The organism is Kribbella sp. NPDC050281, from assembly GCF_040655855.1.
GTDB lineage: Bacteria > Actinomycetota > Actinomycetes > Propionibacteriales > Kribbellaceae > Kribbella.
Genome location: NZ_JBFAKS010000014.1, coordinates 125,782 through 141,853, shown reverse-complemented (window position 1 = coordinate 141,853; position 16,072 = coordinate 125,782). Strand labels below are relative to the sequence as shown.

General features: G+C 66.8%; 18 protein-coding genes. 10 read left to right on the top strand and 8 right to left on the bottom strand.

Features of this window, described 5'->3' with window-relative positions:
- Positions 1-16 precede the first annotated feature (16 nt).
- Positions 17-1,141 (bottom strand): AI-2E family transporter, encoded by a 1,125-nt coding sequence (locus tag AB0I34_RS17660; protein WP_360446191.1) that lies wholly within the window; start codon positions 1,139-1,141, stop codon positions 17-19.
- A gap of 37 nt (positions 1,142-1,178) precedes the next feature.
- Positions 1,179-1,610 (bottom strand): hypothetical protein, encoded by a 432-nt coding sequence (locus AB0I34_RS17655; protein ID WP_360446189.1) that lies wholly within the window; start codon positions 1,608-1,610, stop codon positions 1,179-1,181.
- Between the two features lie 241 nt (positions 1,611-1,851).
- Between AB0I34_RS17655 and AB0I34_RS17650 the strand changes: the two genes are divergently transcribed.
- Together AB0I34_RS17650 and AB0I34_RS17645 are read left to right on the top strand one after the other, a co-directional pair.
- Positions 1,852-2,181: a carboxymuconolactone decarboxylase family protein gene (locus AB0I34_RS17650; protein WP_360446187.1), complete on the top strand. Its 330-nt coding sequence runs from the start codon at positions 1,852-1,854 to the stop codon at positions 2,179-2,181.
- Between the two features lie 109 nt (positions 2,182-2,290).
- Positions 2,291-4,603: an AAA family ATPase gene (locus tag AB0I34_RS17645; protein ID WP_360446185.1), complete on the top strand. Its 2,313-nt coding sequence runs from the start codon at positions 2,291-2,293 to the stop codon at positions 4,601-4,603.
- On the opposite strand, the gene AB0I34_RS17640 is transcribed toward AB0I34_RS17645, so the two are convergent.
- Complete coding sequence (locus tag AB0I34_RS17640) at positions 4,600-4,971, bottom strand: carboxymuconolactone decarboxylase family protein (protein ID WP_360446183.1); 372 nt, start codon at positions 4,969-4,971, stop codon at positions 4,600-4,602. The two genes, AB0I34_RS17645 and AB0I34_RS17640, sit on opposite strands and share 4 nt — an antisense overlap.
- Before the next feature lie 124 nt (positions 4,972-5,095).
- Between AB0I34_RS17640 and AB0I34_RS17635 the strand changes: the two genes are divergently transcribed.
- Together AB0I34_RS17635 and AB0I34_RS17630 are read left to right on the top strand one after the other, a co-directional pair.
- Positions 5,096-5,305 (top strand): hypothetical protein, encoded by a 210-nt coding sequence (locus AB0I34_RS17635; protein WP_360446182.1) that lies wholly within the window; start codon positions 5,096-5,098, stop codon positions 5,303-5,305.
- 57 nt (positions 5,306-5,362) lie between these two features.
- Positions 5,363-6,022: a GAP family protein gene (locus AB0I34_RS17630; RefSeq protein ID WP_360446180.1), complete on the top strand. Its 660-nt coding sequence runs from the start codon at positions 5,363-5,365 to the stop codon at positions 6,020-6,022.
- Here the strand turns inward: AB0I34_RS17630 and AB0I34_RS17625 are convergent.
- The 3 genes from AB0I34_RS17625 to AB0I34_RS17615 are packed head-to-tail and all read right to left on the bottom strand — an operon-like array spanning position 5,997 to position 7,028.
- The gene (locus AB0I34_RS17625; protein ID WP_360446178.1) at positions 5,997-6,347 is read right to left on the bottom strand and encodes a DUF1048 domain-containing protein; all 351 of its coding nucleotides are present in this window, start codon (positions 6,345-6,347) and stop codon (positions 5,997-5,999) included. The genes AB0I34_RS17630 and AB0I34_RS17625 overlap by 26 nt on opposite strands.
- A 1-nt stretch (position 6,348) precedes the next feature.
- The gene (locus AB0I34_RS17620; RefSeq protein WP_360446176.1) at positions 6,349-6,705 is read right to left on the bottom strand and encodes a DUF1048 domain-containing protein; all 357 of its coding nucleotides are present in this window, start codon (positions 6,703-6,705) and stop codon (positions 6,349-6,351) included.
- The gene (locus AB0I34_RS17615; protein WP_360446174.1) at positions 6,702-7,028 is read right to left on the bottom strand and encodes a PadR family transcriptional regulator; all 327 of its coding nucleotides are present in this window, start codon (positions 7,026-7,028) and stop codon (positions 6,702-6,704) included. The genes AB0I34_RS17620 and AB0I34_RS17615 overlap by 4 nt, the downstream gene beginning before the upstream one ends.
- Positions 7,029-7,144: 116 nt before the next feature.
- On the opposite strand from AB0I34_RS17615, the gene AB0I34_RS17610 reads away from it, so the two are divergent.
- The 6 genes from AB0I34_RS17610 (at position 7,145) to AB0I34_RS17585 (ending at position 14,266) form a co-directional block, all read left to right on the top strand.
- Complete coding sequence (locus AB0I34_RS17610) at positions 7,145-8,389, top strand: helix-turn-helix domain-containing protein (RefSeq protein ID WP_360446172.1); 1,245 nt, start codon at positions 7,145-7,147, stop codon at positions 8,387-8,389.
- A gap of 135 nt (positions 8,390-8,524) precedes the next feature.
- A complete protein-coding gene (locus tag AB0I34_RS17605) occupies positions 8,525-10,867 on the top strand; it encodes a molybdopterin cofactor-binding domain-containing protein (protein ID WP_360446170.1) in 2,343 nt (780 codons plus the stop codon).
- Positions 10,868-10,874: 7 nt separating this feature from the next.
- The gene (locus AB0I34_RS17600; RefSeq protein ID WP_360446168.1) at positions 10,875-11,351 is read left to right on the top strand and encodes a (2Fe-2S)-binding protein; all 477 of its coding nucleotides are present in this window, start codon (positions 10,875-10,877) and stop codon (positions 11,349-11,351) included.
- A gap of 6 nt (positions 11,352-11,357) precedes the next feature.
- Complete coding sequence (locus tag AB0I34_RS17595; protein ID WP_360446166.1) at positions 11,358-12,506, top strand: XdhC family protein; 1,149 nt, start codon at positions 11,358-11,360, stop codon at positions 12,504-12,506.
- A gap of 308 nt (positions 12,507-12,814) precedes the next feature.
- Positions 12,815-13,657: a hypothetical protein gene (locus AB0I34_RS17590; RefSeq protein WP_360446164.1), complete on the top strand. Its 843-nt coding sequence runs from the start codon at positions 12,815-12,817 to the stop codon at positions 13,655-13,657.
- A 189-nt stretch (positions 13,658-13,846) separates the two neighbouring features.
- Entirely contained in the window at positions 13,847-14,266 is a 420-nt protein-coding gene (locus AB0I34_RS17585; protein WP_360446162.1) for an RNHCP domain-containing protein, read from the top strand.
- A gap of 46 nt (positions 14,267-14,312) precedes the next feature.
- Here AB0I34_RS17585 and AB0I34_RS17580 read toward each other — a convergent pair whose 3' ends face one another.
- A complete protein-coding gene (locus AB0I34_RS17580) occupies positions 14,313-15,401 on the bottom strand; it encodes a HAMP domain-containing sensor histidine kinase (RefSeq protein ID WP_360446160.1) in 1,089 nt (362 codons plus the stop codon).
- Positions 15,394-16,068 (bottom strand): response regulator transcription factor, encoded by a 675-nt coding sequence (locus AB0I34_RS17575; RefSeq protein ID WP_360446158.1) that lies wholly within the window; start codon positions 16,066-16,068, stop codon positions 15,394-15,396. Before AB0I34_RS17575 ends, AB0I34_RS17580 begins: the two co-directional genes overlap by 8 nt.
- Between the last annotated feature and the right edge of the window lie 4 nt (positions 16,069-16,072).

Sequence of the window (16,072 nt, the reverse complement as noted above, 5' to 3'; positions counted from 1 at the left end):
GTGGTGCCAGGCGATCTCAGACGGGTTCCGTGTCGGCCAATGGTTGGGTCTCGTGTGGATCAGGCGTGTCGGCCGGGTCCGTCTTGCCGGAGATCAGTGGCAGTGCCCAGCGGGTGCGGGGATCGGCTTCGATCAGGAGTGCTTTGGTGAGAAGGCTCAGCGGTACGGCGAGCAGCGCGCCGAGCGGTCCGATGACCCAGGTCCAGAACACCAGTGACATGAAGGTCAAGGTGGGAGTCAGCCCTACCGCGTCCCCGACGACGCGTGGCTGGATGATGGACTGGATCACGAAGTTGATCACGCTGTAGACGACGATGACTGCGATCATCAGCCCTGGGCCACCGTCCAGTAGCGCGATGAGCGCCGGCGGGATCACTCCGATGATGAAGCCTATGTTGGGGATGAAGTTGGTGACGAAGGCGAGCACCGCCCACACGAAGGCGCCGGGGACGCCCATGATCCACAGGGCCAGCCCGTCGAGCACCGCGACGACGAGTCCGAAGCCGGCCGAGACGCCCATGTAGTTGCGGGTTCCGTGCGCGAAGTTGTCGAGCGCACCCACGGGGTTGGGGAAGCGGTCGCTGAGCATCGCGAAACCACGGCGGGTCGAGTCGGTGTCGAAGGCCATGAAGAGCAGGACGGTGAGCAGGAAGAAGAGGTTGCTCAGGACGCCGAGCGTGCTGGACAGCACCGACATCGCGAGGTCGACGAGCTGTCCGGGGTCGACGGCGTTGACGACTGCGTTGATTTGGTCCTGCTTGACGCCGAGGTCCCGCAGCGCGTTCCCTGCGTTCGCGACCGCGTCGGTGATTTGAGCGCTGTACTGCGGGATCAGCGCGGCCAGCTGTGCGACCGACACCACCAGAGCAAGGGTGAGCAGGAGCAGCAGCAGGTACGCGGCGATCACCATGAGGATCGACGCGACCCATCCCGGGATCCGCTGATGCCGTTCGAGCCGGATGCGGATCGGATGCAGGGTGATCGTGATGACCAGCGCCAGGAAGGCCGGTCCGATGATGTCTGCGATAGACGTCAGCCCGGCCAGCGCGATCGTGAAGGCGGCGATGCCCAGCAGCATCGTCAGGGCGAACGGGCGGGCTCGCTCGTAGGCGTCACGTATCGACCCTGGCGCGCTGGTCATCCGATGCTCCTGTCACCGTGAGGAGGATGGTTCGTGATCAGGCGGTGACGTCGCGACCGTGGGCGATCAGTGCCCAGATGACGAAGACGTCGATCGCGACGATGGTCAGGGACCAGAAAGGGTAGTACGGCATGAAGGCGAAGTTCGCCAGCAGGCTGAGCACCGCCAAGATGATGCCGATGACCCGTCCCCACATCTTGCCGGCCATCACCGCGAGCCCGGCAGCCACGACGAGCAGGCCGCCGAGCAGGTGGATCCAGCCCCAGGCGGTGGCGTCGAACTGGAGCAGGTAGTTGCGGGTGGCAACGTAGAACTCGTCCTCGAAGAGTGCGACCAGGCCGGTGAAGGCCTGGAAGCCGCCGGAGACGATCATCATGATGCCGGCGAACAAGATGAACCCAACTGCCCAACTGCTCTTCTCCTCCGCTTGGACCGCGGATCGAGGACCAGGTGCTGTCTGCTCTGCCATTTCGGACTCTCCTTCACGGGGCACCACGGCGTACCGCGACAACGCCGACGCTGTCGTAGTCGCCATGGCGCAACTGACTTGGATCCATCCCACAACCGGGAACGCCGGGTGGAATCACTCTCATCGTGTGAAATCCGGGTGCGGACCGCCGCTTTCACGCGATCTGGATGATGCGGCAGTTGCGCGGATCGGAGTGGAATCGAACCAGGAACAGTCCACCCAGCCAACGAGGGGATGCATCATGTCCGAATCCACCGCCGAGAGGCCCGTCCTCGACCAGCTCGCACGAATGACCGCAGACTCGGTTGCGGTATCGAGTCTCGATCCGGAGGCTCTGATGCTCGTCCGCATCGCCGCCCTGGTCGCCGTCGACGCGCCGCCGGTCTCGTACCTGTTGAACCTCGGCGCGGCCAGCGAGCTGGGTGTCGACGCCGAGCAGGTCCGCGGTGTCCTGGCTGCGATCGCGCCGATTGTCGGTACCGCGCGGGTTGCCTCGGCGACGGGGAGGATCGTCGAGGCGCTCGACGTCGCCATCGAGATCGCAGAGCTCGAGGCTCAAAGCAACGGATAGCCGCCCCCGGCGAACGAGCGCAGGCAGCCACTCGATCACCGGTCCGACGGTGGTTCCGTGGTGCGTGGCGGTTGCCGTGTTCGAGGTCGATGGAAGTCACCCTGCGCGGATGAGTCGATCCGCGGGCTCCTGCGGCAATGTTGCGGGCGGGAGCAGGTGGGGGCGGCTACGCATGGTGGGCGACGAATCGCAGGGAGCGGCGCCGGTCGTCGGCGGGCTGGATCGGCTGCTGCTGGACGCGAAGTTGTCGGTCCCGCAGGCGCGCCCGGGTTCGGTGAGTCGCACCGACCTGATCGAGGCGGCTCGCGCCAGCCGGTGCCGTGTGGTCGGCATCACCGCGTCTGCGGGCTACGGCAAGTCGACCTTGCTGGCTCAGTGGGCACGGGCGGAGAGTCGTCGCATCGTCTGGGTGTCCCTTGACCGCTTCGATGATGACCCCGCGTTGCTTCTGTCCGTGTTGGCGACCGCGTACGCGCGGGTCTCACCGGCAGATGCCGACCTGCTGGCCGACCTGCGCAGTCCGGGCGTATCGCCGCTGGCTCGGGGCGCTCCGCGCCTCGCGTCGGTACTCAGGACCAGCCCGGCACCGTTCGTACTGATGCTGGACGACCTTCACGAACTGCGGTCGTCGGCCTGCCACGACGTACTGGGCGTGGTGATCTCAGGCATCCCGCGGGGCTCTCAGTTGGTCTCCGCGAGTCGTTCGGAGCAGCCTCACATCCCGCGGCTGCGGTCGGCGGCGGACGTGGTGGAACTCGGCGCAGCCGAGCTGGCCCTGGACGCGGTCGGTGCCGAGCAGATCTTCGCGGCCGTCGGCGTCCAGGTGGCTCCCGATGTGGTGGCCGGGGTGACGGCTCGAACCGAAGGCTGGCCGGCCGGCCTGTACCTCGCCGCGGCGATCGCGCATGAGAGCCACGGGCAGGCGGTGGATGTGTCCGGTGAGGACCGGTACGTGACCGACTACCTGTATCGCGAGTCGCTCAGCCAGTTGCCCGGCACGACGCAGGCGTTCCTGCGCCGCACGGCCGTGCTGGACCAACTCCATGCACCGTTGTGCGATGCCCTCCTCGGAGAATCTGGCGGACAGCAGCAGTTGCGCACCATCGAGGCCTCGAACTCCTTCCTGATACCGCTGGACCGCCGGCGTCTGTGGTATCGCTACCACGCGCTGTTCCGGGAGTTCCTTCTCGGTGAGCTGCGCAGGGTCGAGCCCGAGGTCGTCATGAAGCTGCATCTGCGCGCGGCCGACTGGTACGAGTCGAACGGATCTCCGGTGCTCGCCCTGGAACACTTGCTGAACACGACCGAGCGAAGTCGCTGTGTCCGGCTGGTGACCGCGTTGGCACTGCCGACGTACAGCGCCGGCCAGATCACGACAGTGCAGCGGTGGCTGTCCGCGCTGGGGGACTCTGCCATCGAGCAGTATCCGCCGCTCGCCGTGCTCGCCGGCTGGATCACCGCGTTGGCGGGCCACACCCGCGAAGCGCAACGCTGGGCGGCGATCGTGGATGCGGCTTCGTTCGAGCTGGTGCCGGCGGACGGCACGGCGTCGTTCGACTCGGCGCGGGCGATGCTTCGGGCGGTCATGTGCGCCTCCGGGCCGGAGCAGATGCTGATCGACGCGAACCTCGCGCTTGCTCAGGAACCGCCCTGGAGCCCGTGGCGCGACACTGCGTTGTGCATGTCAGCTGAAGCCCATCTCCTCTTCGGAGACGTCGACGAGGCGTGCGAACTCTTCGTGGAAACGTCGGCCGTGGCCGAGGCGCTCGGCAATACCGACACCATCGTCGACAGCGAGTCCGAGTTGGCATCGATGGAGATGGATCGCGGGCGGTGGGCGCAGGCGGGCGAGCACGTCGATCGGGCCCTCGCGCTCATCGATGAGCATCGGATGCACGATTACGCTACGAGTGTGATCGCCTTCGCTCAGGCGGCGCGGCTGGCCGTGCACCGGGGCGATCTGAAAGAGGCAGACAGACAGCTCACCAATGCAATGCGAGCGCGCCCGGCCTGCACGTTCGTGCTGCCCTTCTTCGCGGTACGTGGACGGCTCCAGCTCGCGAAGGTGTACTGGAGCATCGGCGACGCCACGACCGCTCGTCACCTGTTGCGTGAGATCGACGATGTCCTGATCCATCGGCCTGCGCTGGGTGCCCTGGTCGACGAGGTCTCGGACTTTCGCCGCATTGTCACCTCGAGTGCCCAGACCGGTGCGAGCGGTGGATCGCCCCTGACCCCGGCCGAGTTGCGGCTGCTGCCGTACCTGCAGACGCATCTCACGATCGGCGAGATCGGCCATCGACTGTTCGTCAGCCGCAATACCGTGAGCTCCGAGGTCGCATCGATCTACCGGAAGCTGGGAGTCTCCTCACGCAACGACGCCGTGCAACACGCGACGGCGATCGGGCTGCTTGGTGGTTAGCCGTCTTCATCCACCACCTGCCTATCCGGCTCCTCGTTGACGTCGTAACCCAACGCCAGCGCCACCTTAGGCCCTGCGGCCACCGCTCGTGGGAGTCCGGTGATCGGAACGATGCTGAACAGTACGTCGACGATCTCCGCCGCCGTCGCTCCCGCGTCCACCGCGGCATCGGTCTGAGCGCCGTACGTCGGGACAGCCCCGCCGACCGCGACCAGCGCGGCGAGGCGTACCAACGCTCGCGTCCTCTGATCAAGGACGGGGTCCAGTACTGAGTGGTCGTCTCCACCATCGTCGGCCAGGCCTGCGTCGTTGATGGCCAGACGCCGCAGCCGTTCGATGTAGTCCACGACCAACTCATCCTTCCGCATGCTGAACCTCTATTGCGCGTCGGACCAGACGCAATCCGCATCACGCAGATCACATGAATCCGCGGTCGGAGTCACTCGCTATGAGTGATGCCCTGCGGCAGGTCGTCGAGCACGCTGGGAACCGATGCTCGGAACGAACGAGACGAGTGACGCGGGCGAACGTCCGGCGCGAAGTCGTGGAGAGGCGGCAGTGATGTCAGACGGCGTGCGCGACGGGAACTGGATCCAGACTGTTCCGGGTCAAGGATTCTTCGTCATCTTGCGTCTGTACAGCTCACTCGAACCTTTCTTCGACAAGACCTGGCGGCCCAGCGAAATCGAGCCCATCATCTAGCCGTCGCGACGTACGCCATGCCGGAAGGCTGCTCGTCGGGGCGGGATCGGAGACGCGATGGGGCAGGCGCTGCTTCAGCTGATACCGCTGGCCGTCGCGGCGGCGCTGAGCAGCGTCCCCATCACCGCCACCATCTTCATCCTGCTGTCGGAGAGCCGCAGCCGCTCCGGCCTGGGCTTCCTGGTCGGCACACTGCTCGGCACCTTCGCCACCGTCGCGCTGGCGACCGTGGCCGGCCAGGCGCTTCCCGGACGACCGCGCGAACATGACGCCCTCGTGGCGAAGGTGGAGGTGGCGATCGGCAGTGCCCTCGTGCTGCTGGGCGTGGTCACCCTCGCACGTCGGTCTCGCGCTGGAAGCGGAGGCGGACCGAGCTGGCTGGACCGCATCGGCACGTTCGGCACTCTGTCTGTGTTCGGCATCGGCCTGGCGCTGAACCTTCGTCCGAAGGCGATCCTTCTGGCTGCGGCGGCGGGCCTGGCGATCGTCGGGGCGGACCTGGAGTTCCCCGAAAATCTCGGGCTGGTGGTCTTCTACACCGTGATCGCCACCTGCACTGTGGGCGTTCCCATCGTCGCGACGATCCTGTTTCCGCGGCGGATGGAACCTCGGCTCCTCTCGGCGAAGGGCTGGATCGCCGCGCACTCCACTACCGTCGGTGCCGCGATGATGATCCTGATCGGAGGCTTCGTCATCGGCCTCGGGGTGAGCTCCTAGTGTCCTGAGTCGTGGCGGGGTTCCCGCTGAGGGACTCTTGATAGATGTCGGCGTAGGTGCGCGAGTCCTTGACCAGGTCGTCGCAGAAGGCTGCGACGTCGTTGCCGATGAGTTCCAGGACTCCCTTGCCGGCCGCCACGCCCTCCTCGAAGAAGTCGACGATCTCTGCGAGGAGGTTCCCGTCGGTCAACTCGACCGGTCCGATCTTGAAGAAGTACTTCTGCATCTCCTGGTAGACGATCTGATAGTCCGGCGGAAGCGCCTTGACTCGCGCCAGGTGTGCCCGCCACTGCTTCTTGCCCTCGATGATGTCTTGGATGCCCACGTCAGCCTCCTCGCTGGCCCAGTTTCCTTGCGACGTTCCGGTTCAACTGCTCGCGCCACCGGTCGCGATAGCTCCGCGCCCCTTCTCCGCCGGCCAGCGCCGCGCAGAAGCCCTGGACGTCGTCGCCCAGCACGTCGTGAACGCTCTGCCCGTCCGCCGCCGTTTCTTCGAGCAGTCCGAGTGCGCCGTCCATGATCGGCATCAGGTTGCGACCCGTGAAGCTCCCGTAGGGAAAGAGGTGAGCCTTGATCTGATCCCACGCCGCCCGGTAGTCGGCCGGCAAGGCCGCGGCCCGGGCCTCGAACGCCTTGTACTCCCTGGTGAGATCGCTCCCGGTCATGCGTTCCCACAAGTTCATCGTCCGCCCTCCTTGAGTTTGTCGATCCGGGATGAGAGGTACTCCCACTTCGCCCAGAACCTCCCGAGTTCTTCGCGCCCCGCGTCGTCGAGCGCGTAGAACTTGCGCGGCGGCCCGAGCTCGGACGGTCGTTTCGTCACCTTCACGAACCCGTTCTTCTCCAGTCGCAGCAAGATGGTGTAGACGGTCCCCTCGATGACGTCGGCGAAGCCGAGCTCGTTCAGCCGGCGCGTGATGGCGTACCCGTAGGTCTCCTCCCGGCCGATGATCTCGAGCACGCAGCCCTCGAGCGTGCCCTTCAACATCTCCGTCAGGTCGTCCATCGCGGATCCTCTCAGTACTCCGTAGCACCGAGTACCACTATACGGTATCACCGAGTAGTCCGGCGACGCCGCCAGGACTGTGCGGCATGGCGACGGTGTGCGATGCTGTGCCGACTATGAGTGACGTTGTACGGCGGGACGTCGGGCGGACGGTGGTGCCGCGGACCGCGGAGGCGTTGGCCGGGAGCTTGCTGCTACACCTGCAGCCGGTGACCGACGCGCTGGTGCAGACCATCTACGAGCAGAACCCTGCCTATCGCGAGCTGGATTCGGTTCCGCCGGATGACCTCTGGCGGTCATGTCATGACAACGTCGCCCGGGTCGTGCAGATGATCGCCGACACGGACCGTCGGCGCGGCGGGTCCGCAGCTGACGAGTACTTCGATGCTGCGCGGGAGACGGGACGCCGCCGGGCCGAGCAGCGGATGCCGCTGGACGACGTACTGCGCTCGTTCCGGCTCGGCGGTCGGCTGGTGTGGGAGGCGCTGATCGACGAGGCCCGGGCGCAGGGCGTGGTCGACTCCGATGCCCTGCTGGATATCGCGAGCAAGGTCTGGGAGGTCGTCGACAGTACGTCGTCGCAGGTCGCGGCCGCCTATCACACCGCGGAACGCCACCTCGTCCGCGCCGACGAGCGACGCAGATCGACGCTCTGGGAAGGCTTGCTGCACGGTCGAGCGAAGGACCGGGCGTTCGTCCAGGAGGCCGCGACAGTCCTCGACGTACCGGTGAACGGCTCGTACGCCGTGGTGGCGATCGACAACCTGGTCGACGACGAGTGCACGGTCGCGTCGCTCAGACGGCGGTTGGCCGGCGTCCACGTCGGCTCGGCGTGGCAGGTGCGAACGCACACGGTCGTCGGGTTGCTTGCCTTGGGCGCGGAGTCTCAGGACGCCGTACTCCGATCGCTGCGCGACGCCGTCCGCGCGCCCGCGGGCATGTCAGGCGTCGTCTCGGGACTTGCCGATGTGGACGTCGCGTACCGTCAGGCGACGCTGGCCCGGCGAACCCTGCTGAGCGGCGAGACCGGGGTTGCGTCGCTGACCGAACGGCTCCCCGAGGCATTGCTGCTCAGCGCCCCCGAGCTGGCCGAGCAACTCGTCCAGACGTGGCTGGTGCCGCTCATGGAGGTGCCGGCAGCCGAACGTGAGCTACTGCTCGACACCCTCGAGAGGTGGGTCGCGGCCGGCGGTTCGGTCCGGCGCACGGCCGAGTTGGCGTACTGCCACCGCAACACGGTGATCAATCGCCTCCACCGGATCCATCAGATCACCGGTCGCGACCTCACCGACGCCGCCTCCCACCTGGATCTCGGCCTGGCGATCCGGGCCGTCAGGCTGTTTCCGCCTCAGGGCCGCTGAAGACCCACTGAGCTCCGCGACTGTGCGATGTGCACAGTCCGGCCGGGCCAAACGTAGGCGTTCTGGCTATGCCGAGACGTCTTCTGCGCTGTCAGACTGCGTTCCCTGCACTGGTCGAAACACGGAGGAATCCTCATGGCCGAACACCGTCGGTCGCCGGACGAGTCAACACAACAGCCGGCCGGCGAGCGTGGCCTGCTGGGGCGCCGTCGCGTGCTCGGGTACATCCTCGCCGCACCGACCCTGGCGGTCGGTGTGAGCTGGATCGCCGGCTCGGCCGATCCCCGGCCGGCGGATGCCGCGGTTCCGTCACTGCCGCAGCCCGAGGAGATCTTCGATCTCGGCGATCTGCAGAACCTCGCGGCCGCGCCCACCTCAGGCCTGATCTCGGTCGAACTGAAGACCGACGGCACCGCGTACTTCGCCGTACCCAGGGCAGAGGTCGGCCAGGGCATGACCACGGCGATCGCGATGATCGTCGCCGAGGAACTGGACCTGCCGATGGACAAGGTCACCATCGGGCTCGCCGACGCGCGGCCGGAGTTGCTGATGAATCAGCTGACCGGCGGCTCGAACTCGATGCGCAGCATGTACCTCCCGGTACGCACAGCCGCTGCGATCACCCGGCAACGCCTGGTAGAGACGGCCGCCGCGCACTGGGGTGTGTCGGCCGGCAAGGTGACAACTCACAAGGGTGTGGTCAGTGGACCGAATGGGCGTACGGCGACGTACGGGTCATTGACCCGGGCAGCCGCCAGTTCCCGGACGATCAAAGTGTCCGCCGAGCTCAAACCCCAGTCCGAGTTCAGCATCCTCGGGCGCCCGCACAACCGCGTCGACGCTCACGACATCGTCACCGGCCGCAAGCAGTTCGGGATGGATCTGGAGGTCCCGAACGCGAAGCCGACCATGGTGGCCCGGCCGCCGACGATCAACGGCACCGTGAAGTCGGTCAACAATCTGGCCGCCGTACGGGCGATGCCCGGTATCACGGACGTCGTCGCCATCACCCACGGTGTGGCGATCCGAGGCGAGACGTTCGGCCAGTGCATCGACGCCATCCAGGTGGTCGACGCGACCTGGGGCCCCGGAACTGTGGACGGCGAGTCCGACGCCACCGTGCTGGCCAAGCTGCGTGCGGCCCAGTTGCCGATGGCCGTGCCGCCGCTGTTGTCGAACACGATCGACGCCGAGTTCGTCTTCGCCTTCGCCAGCAACAGCCCGCTGGAACCGGACTGTGCGATCGCCGACGTCGCCCCGGACAGCGCCGAGATCTGGGCCAGCCTCAAGGTACCGATCGTCGCCCAGGAGGACATCGCGAAACAGCTCGGTCTGCCGATCGACGCGGTGAAGGTGCACGTCATCCAGGGCGGCGGCTCGTTCGGCCGGCACCTTTTCCATGATGTGGCGGCCGAGGCGGCGGAGATCTCGCAGAAGATGGGCAAGCCGGTGAAGCTGTCGTGGTCGCGCACGGACAACTTCCGCCAGGGCCGCGTCCACCCGATGTGTACGTCGCGCGTCCGGGTCAACTATCTGGCCGGCAACGTGCTCAGCTACGAGCAGCGGCACACCAGTGTGGAGACGGACTTCGGTCACGGGCTCGGAGAGATGATCACCGCGTTCGCCGCGGACCTGCCGGTCGGTGGCAACCTCTCGTTCGCCGAGACGATCTTCGCGCTCAGCCAGTCCTCGCCGTACAACTTCGGTGTCACCACGCAGTTGCTGAACGAGATCCCGCTGAAGTTCAACACCGGCAGCATGCGCAACATCTACTCGCCGAACGTCGTATGTGCCGAGGAGCTTGTGGTCGACCGGCTCGCCGCGAAGTTCGGCCAGGACCCGGTGCGGTTCCGTCGCACCTTCCTCAAGGACAAGCGACTGCTGGCGGTGCTGAACAAGGCGGCCGAGGTCGGCCGATGGGGCAAGACCATGCCGAGAGGCACGGCGCAGGGTGTCGCGGTGCACGCGGAGTACCGCGGTGCGGTCGCGACCCTGGTCGAGATCGACTGCCGGCCGGAAACGGTGAACAGGCCCATTCGGGACGGCGTGAGCGGCCCGCGCGTGACCAAGGCCGTGATCGTGGTCGATCCCGGGTTCTGCATCAACCCGCGCGGGCTGGAAGCGCAGATGATCGGTGGCCTGCAGGACGCCACCGCGCTCGCGCTGACCTCGAGTCTGCACATCAAGAACGGCATGCCGCTCGAAGGCAGTTGGGACAACTACTTCTACACCCGGCAGTGGAACACACCGCCGGACGTACAGGTGGTCATCATGCCCAACACCAGCGACAGCCCCAGCGGCGCCGGTGAGCTGGCGGTGGCCCCGGCCCTCGCCGCGGTCGCGTGTGCCTACGCTCGTGCCACCGGGACGATGCCGACGTACTTCCCGATCAACCACGGCAAGCTGGGCTTCGAACCGCTGCCGCTGGAGCCGTCCACCCCGCAGTCACCGACCGACGGTCTCGACCACACGTTCTGAGGAATCCATGGCAACCCACACTTTCACACTCAACGGCAAGCAGATCAGCGTCGAGGCCGAGGGCAACGTTCGTCTGCTGTGGGTTCTCCGCGACCTGCTCGGCGTCACCGGGCCGAAGTACGGGTGCGCGCTGGAGGTCTGCAAGTCGTGCACCTCTCACATCAACGGCAAGGCCTTCAACCCGTGCTCGGTGCGGGTCAAGGACATCGAGCCGGCCGACGAGATCACGACGATCGAAGGCCTGCCGGCGACCGTCGGCAAAGACCTGCACCCGATGCAGCAGGCCTGGCTCGACCACGACGTCTCCCAGTGCGGCTACTGCCAGCCCGGCCAGATCATGGCGGCCGTGGCCAAGGTCAAGCAGGCCCACGCGGAAGGCCGCGAGGTCACCGATGCGGACCTCGACGAGTTGCGCAACATCTGCCGGTGCGGCACCTACTCCCGGATCCGCGAGGCCATCAAGGCCGGCGCCGAGGACATGTGAGGCAGCGTGCGTGATCTGCTCCCGCACATCCGGCCCTGGTACGCGGATGGCGGCCGATTCGCCGTGGCCACGGTGATCGACACGTTCCGTTCGGCGCCTCGCCAACCGGGCGCGGCGATGGCAGTGTCGGGCGACGGAGTCGTGGTGGGCAGCGTGTCCGGCGGCTGTGTCGAGGCCGACGTGTATGAAGTGGCTCGTGAAGTCGTCCGGACCGGCTTGCCGGCGGTACGGCGGTACGGCGTCTCCGATGATGACATCATCGCTGTCGGACTGACCTGCGGGGGAGTGATCGACGTCTTGGTGCAGCCGGTCGACCTGGCCGCGTTCGCCGAGTTCGATGCGGTTGCCGATGCGGCCGAGTCAGGCCGGCCGGTCGCGGTCGCGACTGTGGTCACGACCGGAGCGGGCCTGGGGCAACGGTTGATCGTCTGGCCGGACAGAGTCACAGGCAGTCTCGGTGACCCGGGCTTGGACAGCGCGGTCGTCGAGGACGCCGTGGCGATGCTCGACCAAGGTGCTACCGCGATCCGGTACTACGGAGCGCAGGGGGAGTGTCAGCGGGCCGAGGTCGCGGTGTTCGTGCAGGCGTTCACGCCTCCGCCGCGGATGTTCGTCTTCGGCGCGATCGATTTCGCGGCCGCAGTGGCTCGGGTGGGCAAGTTTCTCGGCCACCACGTGACGGTGTGCGACGCACGTGGGGTGTTCGCCACTCGGCAGCGGTTTCCCGAGGCGGACGAGGTGGTGGTGCGCTGGCCCCACCGTTTCCTCGCGGAGGCGCTCGAACAGGGCCTGGTGGATCGCCGCAGCGTCCTGTGCGTGCTGACCCACGACCCGAAGTTCGACGTGCCGTTGCTGGAAGTGGCGTTGCGGACCGACGCCGGCTACATCGGCGCGATGGGATCGCGCCGTACTCACGACGATCGGTTGTCCCGGCTGCGAGCGGTCGGCGTGACCGAGGCAGAGCTCACCCGGCTGTCGTCACCCACCGGTTTGGACCTCGGCGCACGCACCCCTGAGGAGACCGCGATCTCGATCGCAGCAGAGATCATCGCGGCCCGCTCCTCAGCCACCGGCCGCCCCCTGTCAACCACCAAGGGCCGAATCCACCACGAGCCCGCAGAACACCCCGCAGCCGCGCGGGCAGGCGTTGCCTAGGGCAACCAAGGAAGGCGCGGTCTCATTCGGCCGGCCCCTTGTTCATCAGGAGTCGGTGGGTGCACACTGCGTTCAACGACTCGGGGGAGGGTCGGATGCCCCAACCGGCTGAAGTCTCGGGACAGTAGCGCTGGTCGGCGGCGGAGGAGGGGCTGGCTGTGCGGGATGCACGAGGGAGGCCGGGGCTGGGGCCGCCGGTAACTACGGTCGGCGCGGTTGTGCTCTTGTTTGCCCTGGCTGCGGCGCTTGGGGCGGGGGACTCGACTGGTTCGGCGGAGAGCGAGGCCTTCGTCGGCGGTGTGCCTTGGATGGTCTGGAGGCTGGTCGGGGCTGCGGCGATCCTGGTGTTCGTCGGGCTGGCAGTGACGGCGATCCGTGTTTTGGTTGCCACGGACAGGTGGGGAATCGACGCCTCCAAGTCCCTGCGCTGGACGTACGTCATCTGTGCCGCGGTGGGACTCGGGGTTGTGATTGCCGGCCGGATCGTTGCCGGCGGCGCCAACCCCGACGTTCCGGTGCAGAATCTCGACGCCCGGACAGGTGCCGTGTTGGTGAGCGCACTGATTGCCGCGATTCCGTGGCTCGTGCTCGTCTGGCTGGCGCTGCACACCTGCCAGGTCCTACGGCATCGGATCGGGGAGTTGCCGCCGATCCCGGCGAGACCAGGCGATGATTCTCGCGGCCCGATCCACTCTGACAGCCCGCACCGTGAAGTGATCGTCCAGATGTTGCGTCTCTGGGATCTGCTGGTGCTGTGCGTTGCGGCGTTCGTGATCGGTGTGGTCGCGGCCATCGTCACGTCGAGCACACTGCGTGCTGCGTTCCTCGATGTGCATCCGGATCGGGCGGACGAGTTTCCTGCGGTGAACGTCCTGTACTACGGTGCGCTGTTCGCCGTACTGGCAGCGGTGCTGAATGTGCCACTGGTCGCAGCCTGGCGGCGATGTGCGCGAGGTGTTGTCGATGGTGCCTACCCCCTCCCGTGGGACGGTCAGCCGACAGAGGCGTGGGTAGCTGCGCGGAGTCGTCTCGAGGCACTGCTGCACCTCGACGTCTCGCTGCTGCGAAATCCGTTGACCGGCTTCGCGGTCCTCTCGCCGCTGCTCACCAGTGCGCTCGCCGCGTTCATCCCGCAGCTCTCGCAGTCCTGATGCAGCGCGGATCCTGCTGAGCTCTCTCGAACCACGACGCTTCGTCCAAGCGGGCGCCGTTAATCGATTGACGGTGGGGGATGGGGCTGATCTGCTGGGGGGACGTGCGCCGGACGAGTCGGCGCGGACCGGGAGGAGGGAAGCCGATGTCTGTCATGTCCAGCAGCTTCGCTCTGAAAGGTCCTTGGTTTGGCATTCGCACGTTCGTTCAGCTGTGAACACTGCGGCGTAGAGGTCTCTCTCGACGCCCCCGGAACTACCCATCGAAATCATTGCCCGAGTTGTCTGTGGTCGCGCCATCTCGACCGCAACGTGCCGGGTGATCGCAAGGCCGACTGCAGCGGCGGTATGGAACCGATCGCGGTCACGGTTCGCGGCGAGGGCCGTTGGGTCCTCATCCACCGATGCACCAACTGCGGCCGCCTCCGGCTCAACAAGACCGCCGGTGACGACAACGTCCTGCTCTTGATGCGACTGGCGGCGCTGCCGCTGACCATGCCGTTCATCCCGTTCGCGGCCGAGCCCGAGACCGAGGGCAACGGCAACGGCAACGGCAACGGTTCGCATCCCGCCCCTCGCAAGCCGAGGGCGCGCAAGGCCAAGGCCTGAGTGAGGCCTTTCGATCAGGGGAAGCGCCGGGCGCTTCCCCTGATCGTCAGACGCTGGGGTGTGGTGCGGCGGGTAGTTCGACAGTTGCCCGGAGGCCGCCGGAGGGGCGGGGAGTGAGCGTGAGGGTTCCGTCGTGGGCTTGTGTGATGCTTCTGACGATGGCCAAGCCGAGCCCGACGCCTGCGTCGTGGGTGCGGATGCGTTGGGTGCCGCGCTGGAACGGCTCAGCGAGCGTGGACACCAGCTGTGGAGTGAGACTCTCGCCGGTGTTCTCGACCGTGAGCAGGACAGTCCTGGCGCGGGCGCTGGTCGTGACCCACACGGTGCCATGGTCGGGCAGATTGTGGACGATCGCGTTGTGCACGAGGTTCGTGGTCAGCTGCAGCAACAGCGCGTGGGAGCCGATGGTGGGCGTGATGGTGCCGGACGTCTCGATGGTGAGGCCCTGTTTCTCGGCGAGTGCGAGGAGCGTTTCCGTGGCTTCTTCGGCCAGCAGGGAGAGGTCGACGTGTTCTCGGGTGAAGGACCGTTGGTCGGCGCGGCTCAGCACAAGCAATGCCTCGGTGAGGTCGATCGCCCTGGTGTTGACGGCGTGAAGGCGATCGACCAGCGCGCGGTTGTCGCCGTCCAGATCGTTGCGGGCCACGTCGAGAAGGGTCTGCGTGATCGCCAGTGGGGTGCGCAGTTCGTGGGAGGCGTTGGCCGCGAATCGCTTCTGTTCAGCGTCGTGTGCTTCGAGCCGGGCGAGCATGGTGTCGAAGGCGTCGGCGAGATCGCGGAATTCGTCCTGGCGGCCTTCCAGCATGATCCGGTGCGAGAGCGATCCGTTCGTCGCCTGCCGGGCGGCATTGGTGATGCGAGTCAGGGGCGCGAGCATGCTGCCGGCCAGAATCCAGCCTCCGACCAGGCCGACGACCAGCAGGAACATCAGCATCATGATGGCCTTCGGGAGGAAGGCCTCCATCAGGTCGGAGCGGTCGGGTATGGACATGGGCGAGGGGAAGAGCACCACCGGTACGTAGCGGAGCAGGAACACCCACACGACCGCGAGCAGCGAGACACCGACAAGCATCACGAACCCCGCGTAGCTGAGGGTGAGCTTGAGGCGAACGCTCCAACCAGGCTCTCTATCCACCCTCGTCTCCCGTGTCGATGCGGTAGCCGACGCCTGGCACGGTCGCGATGATCCACGGCTCGCCGAGGCGTTTGCGCAAGGCGGAGACAGTGATGCGTACGGCGTTGGTGAACGGATCCGCGTTCTCGTCCCACGCCTGCGCCAGGAGCGCCTCGGCGCTGACGATGCCGCCTTCGGCAGTGACGAGGACTTCGAGTACGGCGAACTGCTTGCGGGTGAGCGCGACGTACCGGCCGTCACGGTAGACCTCTCGGCGGAACGGATCCACCCGGAGACCGGCGATCTCCCGCACTGGTGGTCTGTTGTGGGCGCGCCTGCGGTACAGCGCTCTGAGCCGGAGCACGAGTTCCTGGAGCGCGAAGGGCTTGGTCAGGTAGTCGTCGGCGCCGAGTTCGAACCCGGAGGCCTTGTCGTCGAGCCGGTCGGCGGCGGTCAGCATGAGGATCGGCATACCGCTGCCGGAGGCAACGATCCGCTTGGCGATCTCGTCGCCGGACGGACCGGGGATATCGCGGTCGAGTACGGCGATGTCGTAGGTGTTGATGCTCAGCAGTTCGAGCGCCGTGTCACCGTCGCCGGCGATATCGGCCGCGATCGCTTCCAGGCGGAGGCCATCGCGGACGGCGTCCGCCATCTCAGGTTCGTCCTCGACGATCAGCACGCGCACACTC

Excerpts from the sequence above, each read along its gene's own strand:
- AB0I34_RS17615 (WP_360446174.1), bottom strand. The coding sequence starts at position 7,028 with ATGGACGACCTGACGGAGATGTTGAAGGGCACGCTCGAGGGCTGCGTG.
- AB0I34_RS17645 (WP_360446185.1), top strand. The coding sequence starts at position 2,291 with ATGAGTCGATCCGCGGGCTCCTGCGGCAATGTTGCGGGCGGGAGCAGG.
- AB0I34_RS17590 (WP_360446164.1), top strand. The coding sequence starts at position 12,815 with ATGGTCTGGAGGCTGGTCGGGGCTGCGGCGATCCTGGTGTTCGTCGGG.
- AB0I34_RS17600 (WP_360446168.1), top strand. The coding sequence starts at position 10,875 with ATGGCAACCCACACTTTCACACTCAACGGCAAGCAGATCAGCGTCGAG.
- AB0I34_RS17640 (WP_360446183.1), bottom strand. The coding sequence starts at position 4,971 with ATGCGGAAGGATGAGTTGGTCGTGGACTACATCGAACGGCTGCGGCGT.
- AB0I34_RS17620 (WP_360446176.1), bottom strand. The coding sequence starts at position 6,705 with ATGAACTTGTGGGAACGCATGACCGGGAGCGATCTCACCAGGGAGTAC.
- AB0I34_RS17650 (WP_360446187.1), top strand. The coding sequence starts at position 1,852 with ATGTCCGAATCCACCGCCGAGAGGCCCGTCCTCGACCAGCTCGCACGA.
- AB0I34_RS17630 (WP_360446180.1), top strand. The coding sequence starts at position 5,363 with ATGGGGCAGGCGCTGCTTCAGCTGATACCGCTGGCCGTCGCGGCGGCG.
- AB0I34_RS17655 (WP_360446189.1), bottom strand. The coding sequence starts at position 1,610 with ATGGCAGAGCAGACAGCACCTGGTCCTCGATCCGCGGTCCAAGCGGAG.
- AB0I34_RS17605 (WP_360446170.1), top strand. The coding sequence starts at position 8,525 with ATGGCCGAACACCGTCGGTCGCCGGACGAGTCAACACAACAGCCGGCC.
- AB0I34_RS17635 (WP_360446182.1), top strand. The coding sequence starts at position 5,096 with ATGCTCGGAACGAACGAGACGAGTGACGCGGGCGAACGTCCGGCGCGA.
- AB0I34_RS17660 (WP_360446191.1), bottom strand. The coding sequence starts at position 1,141 with ATGACCAGCGCGCCAGGGTCGATACGTGACGCCTACGAGCGAGCCCGC.
- AB0I34_RS17610 (WP_360446172.1), top strand. The coding sequence starts at position 7,145 with ATGAGTGACGTTGTACGGCGGGACGTCGGGCGGACGGTGGTGCCGCGG.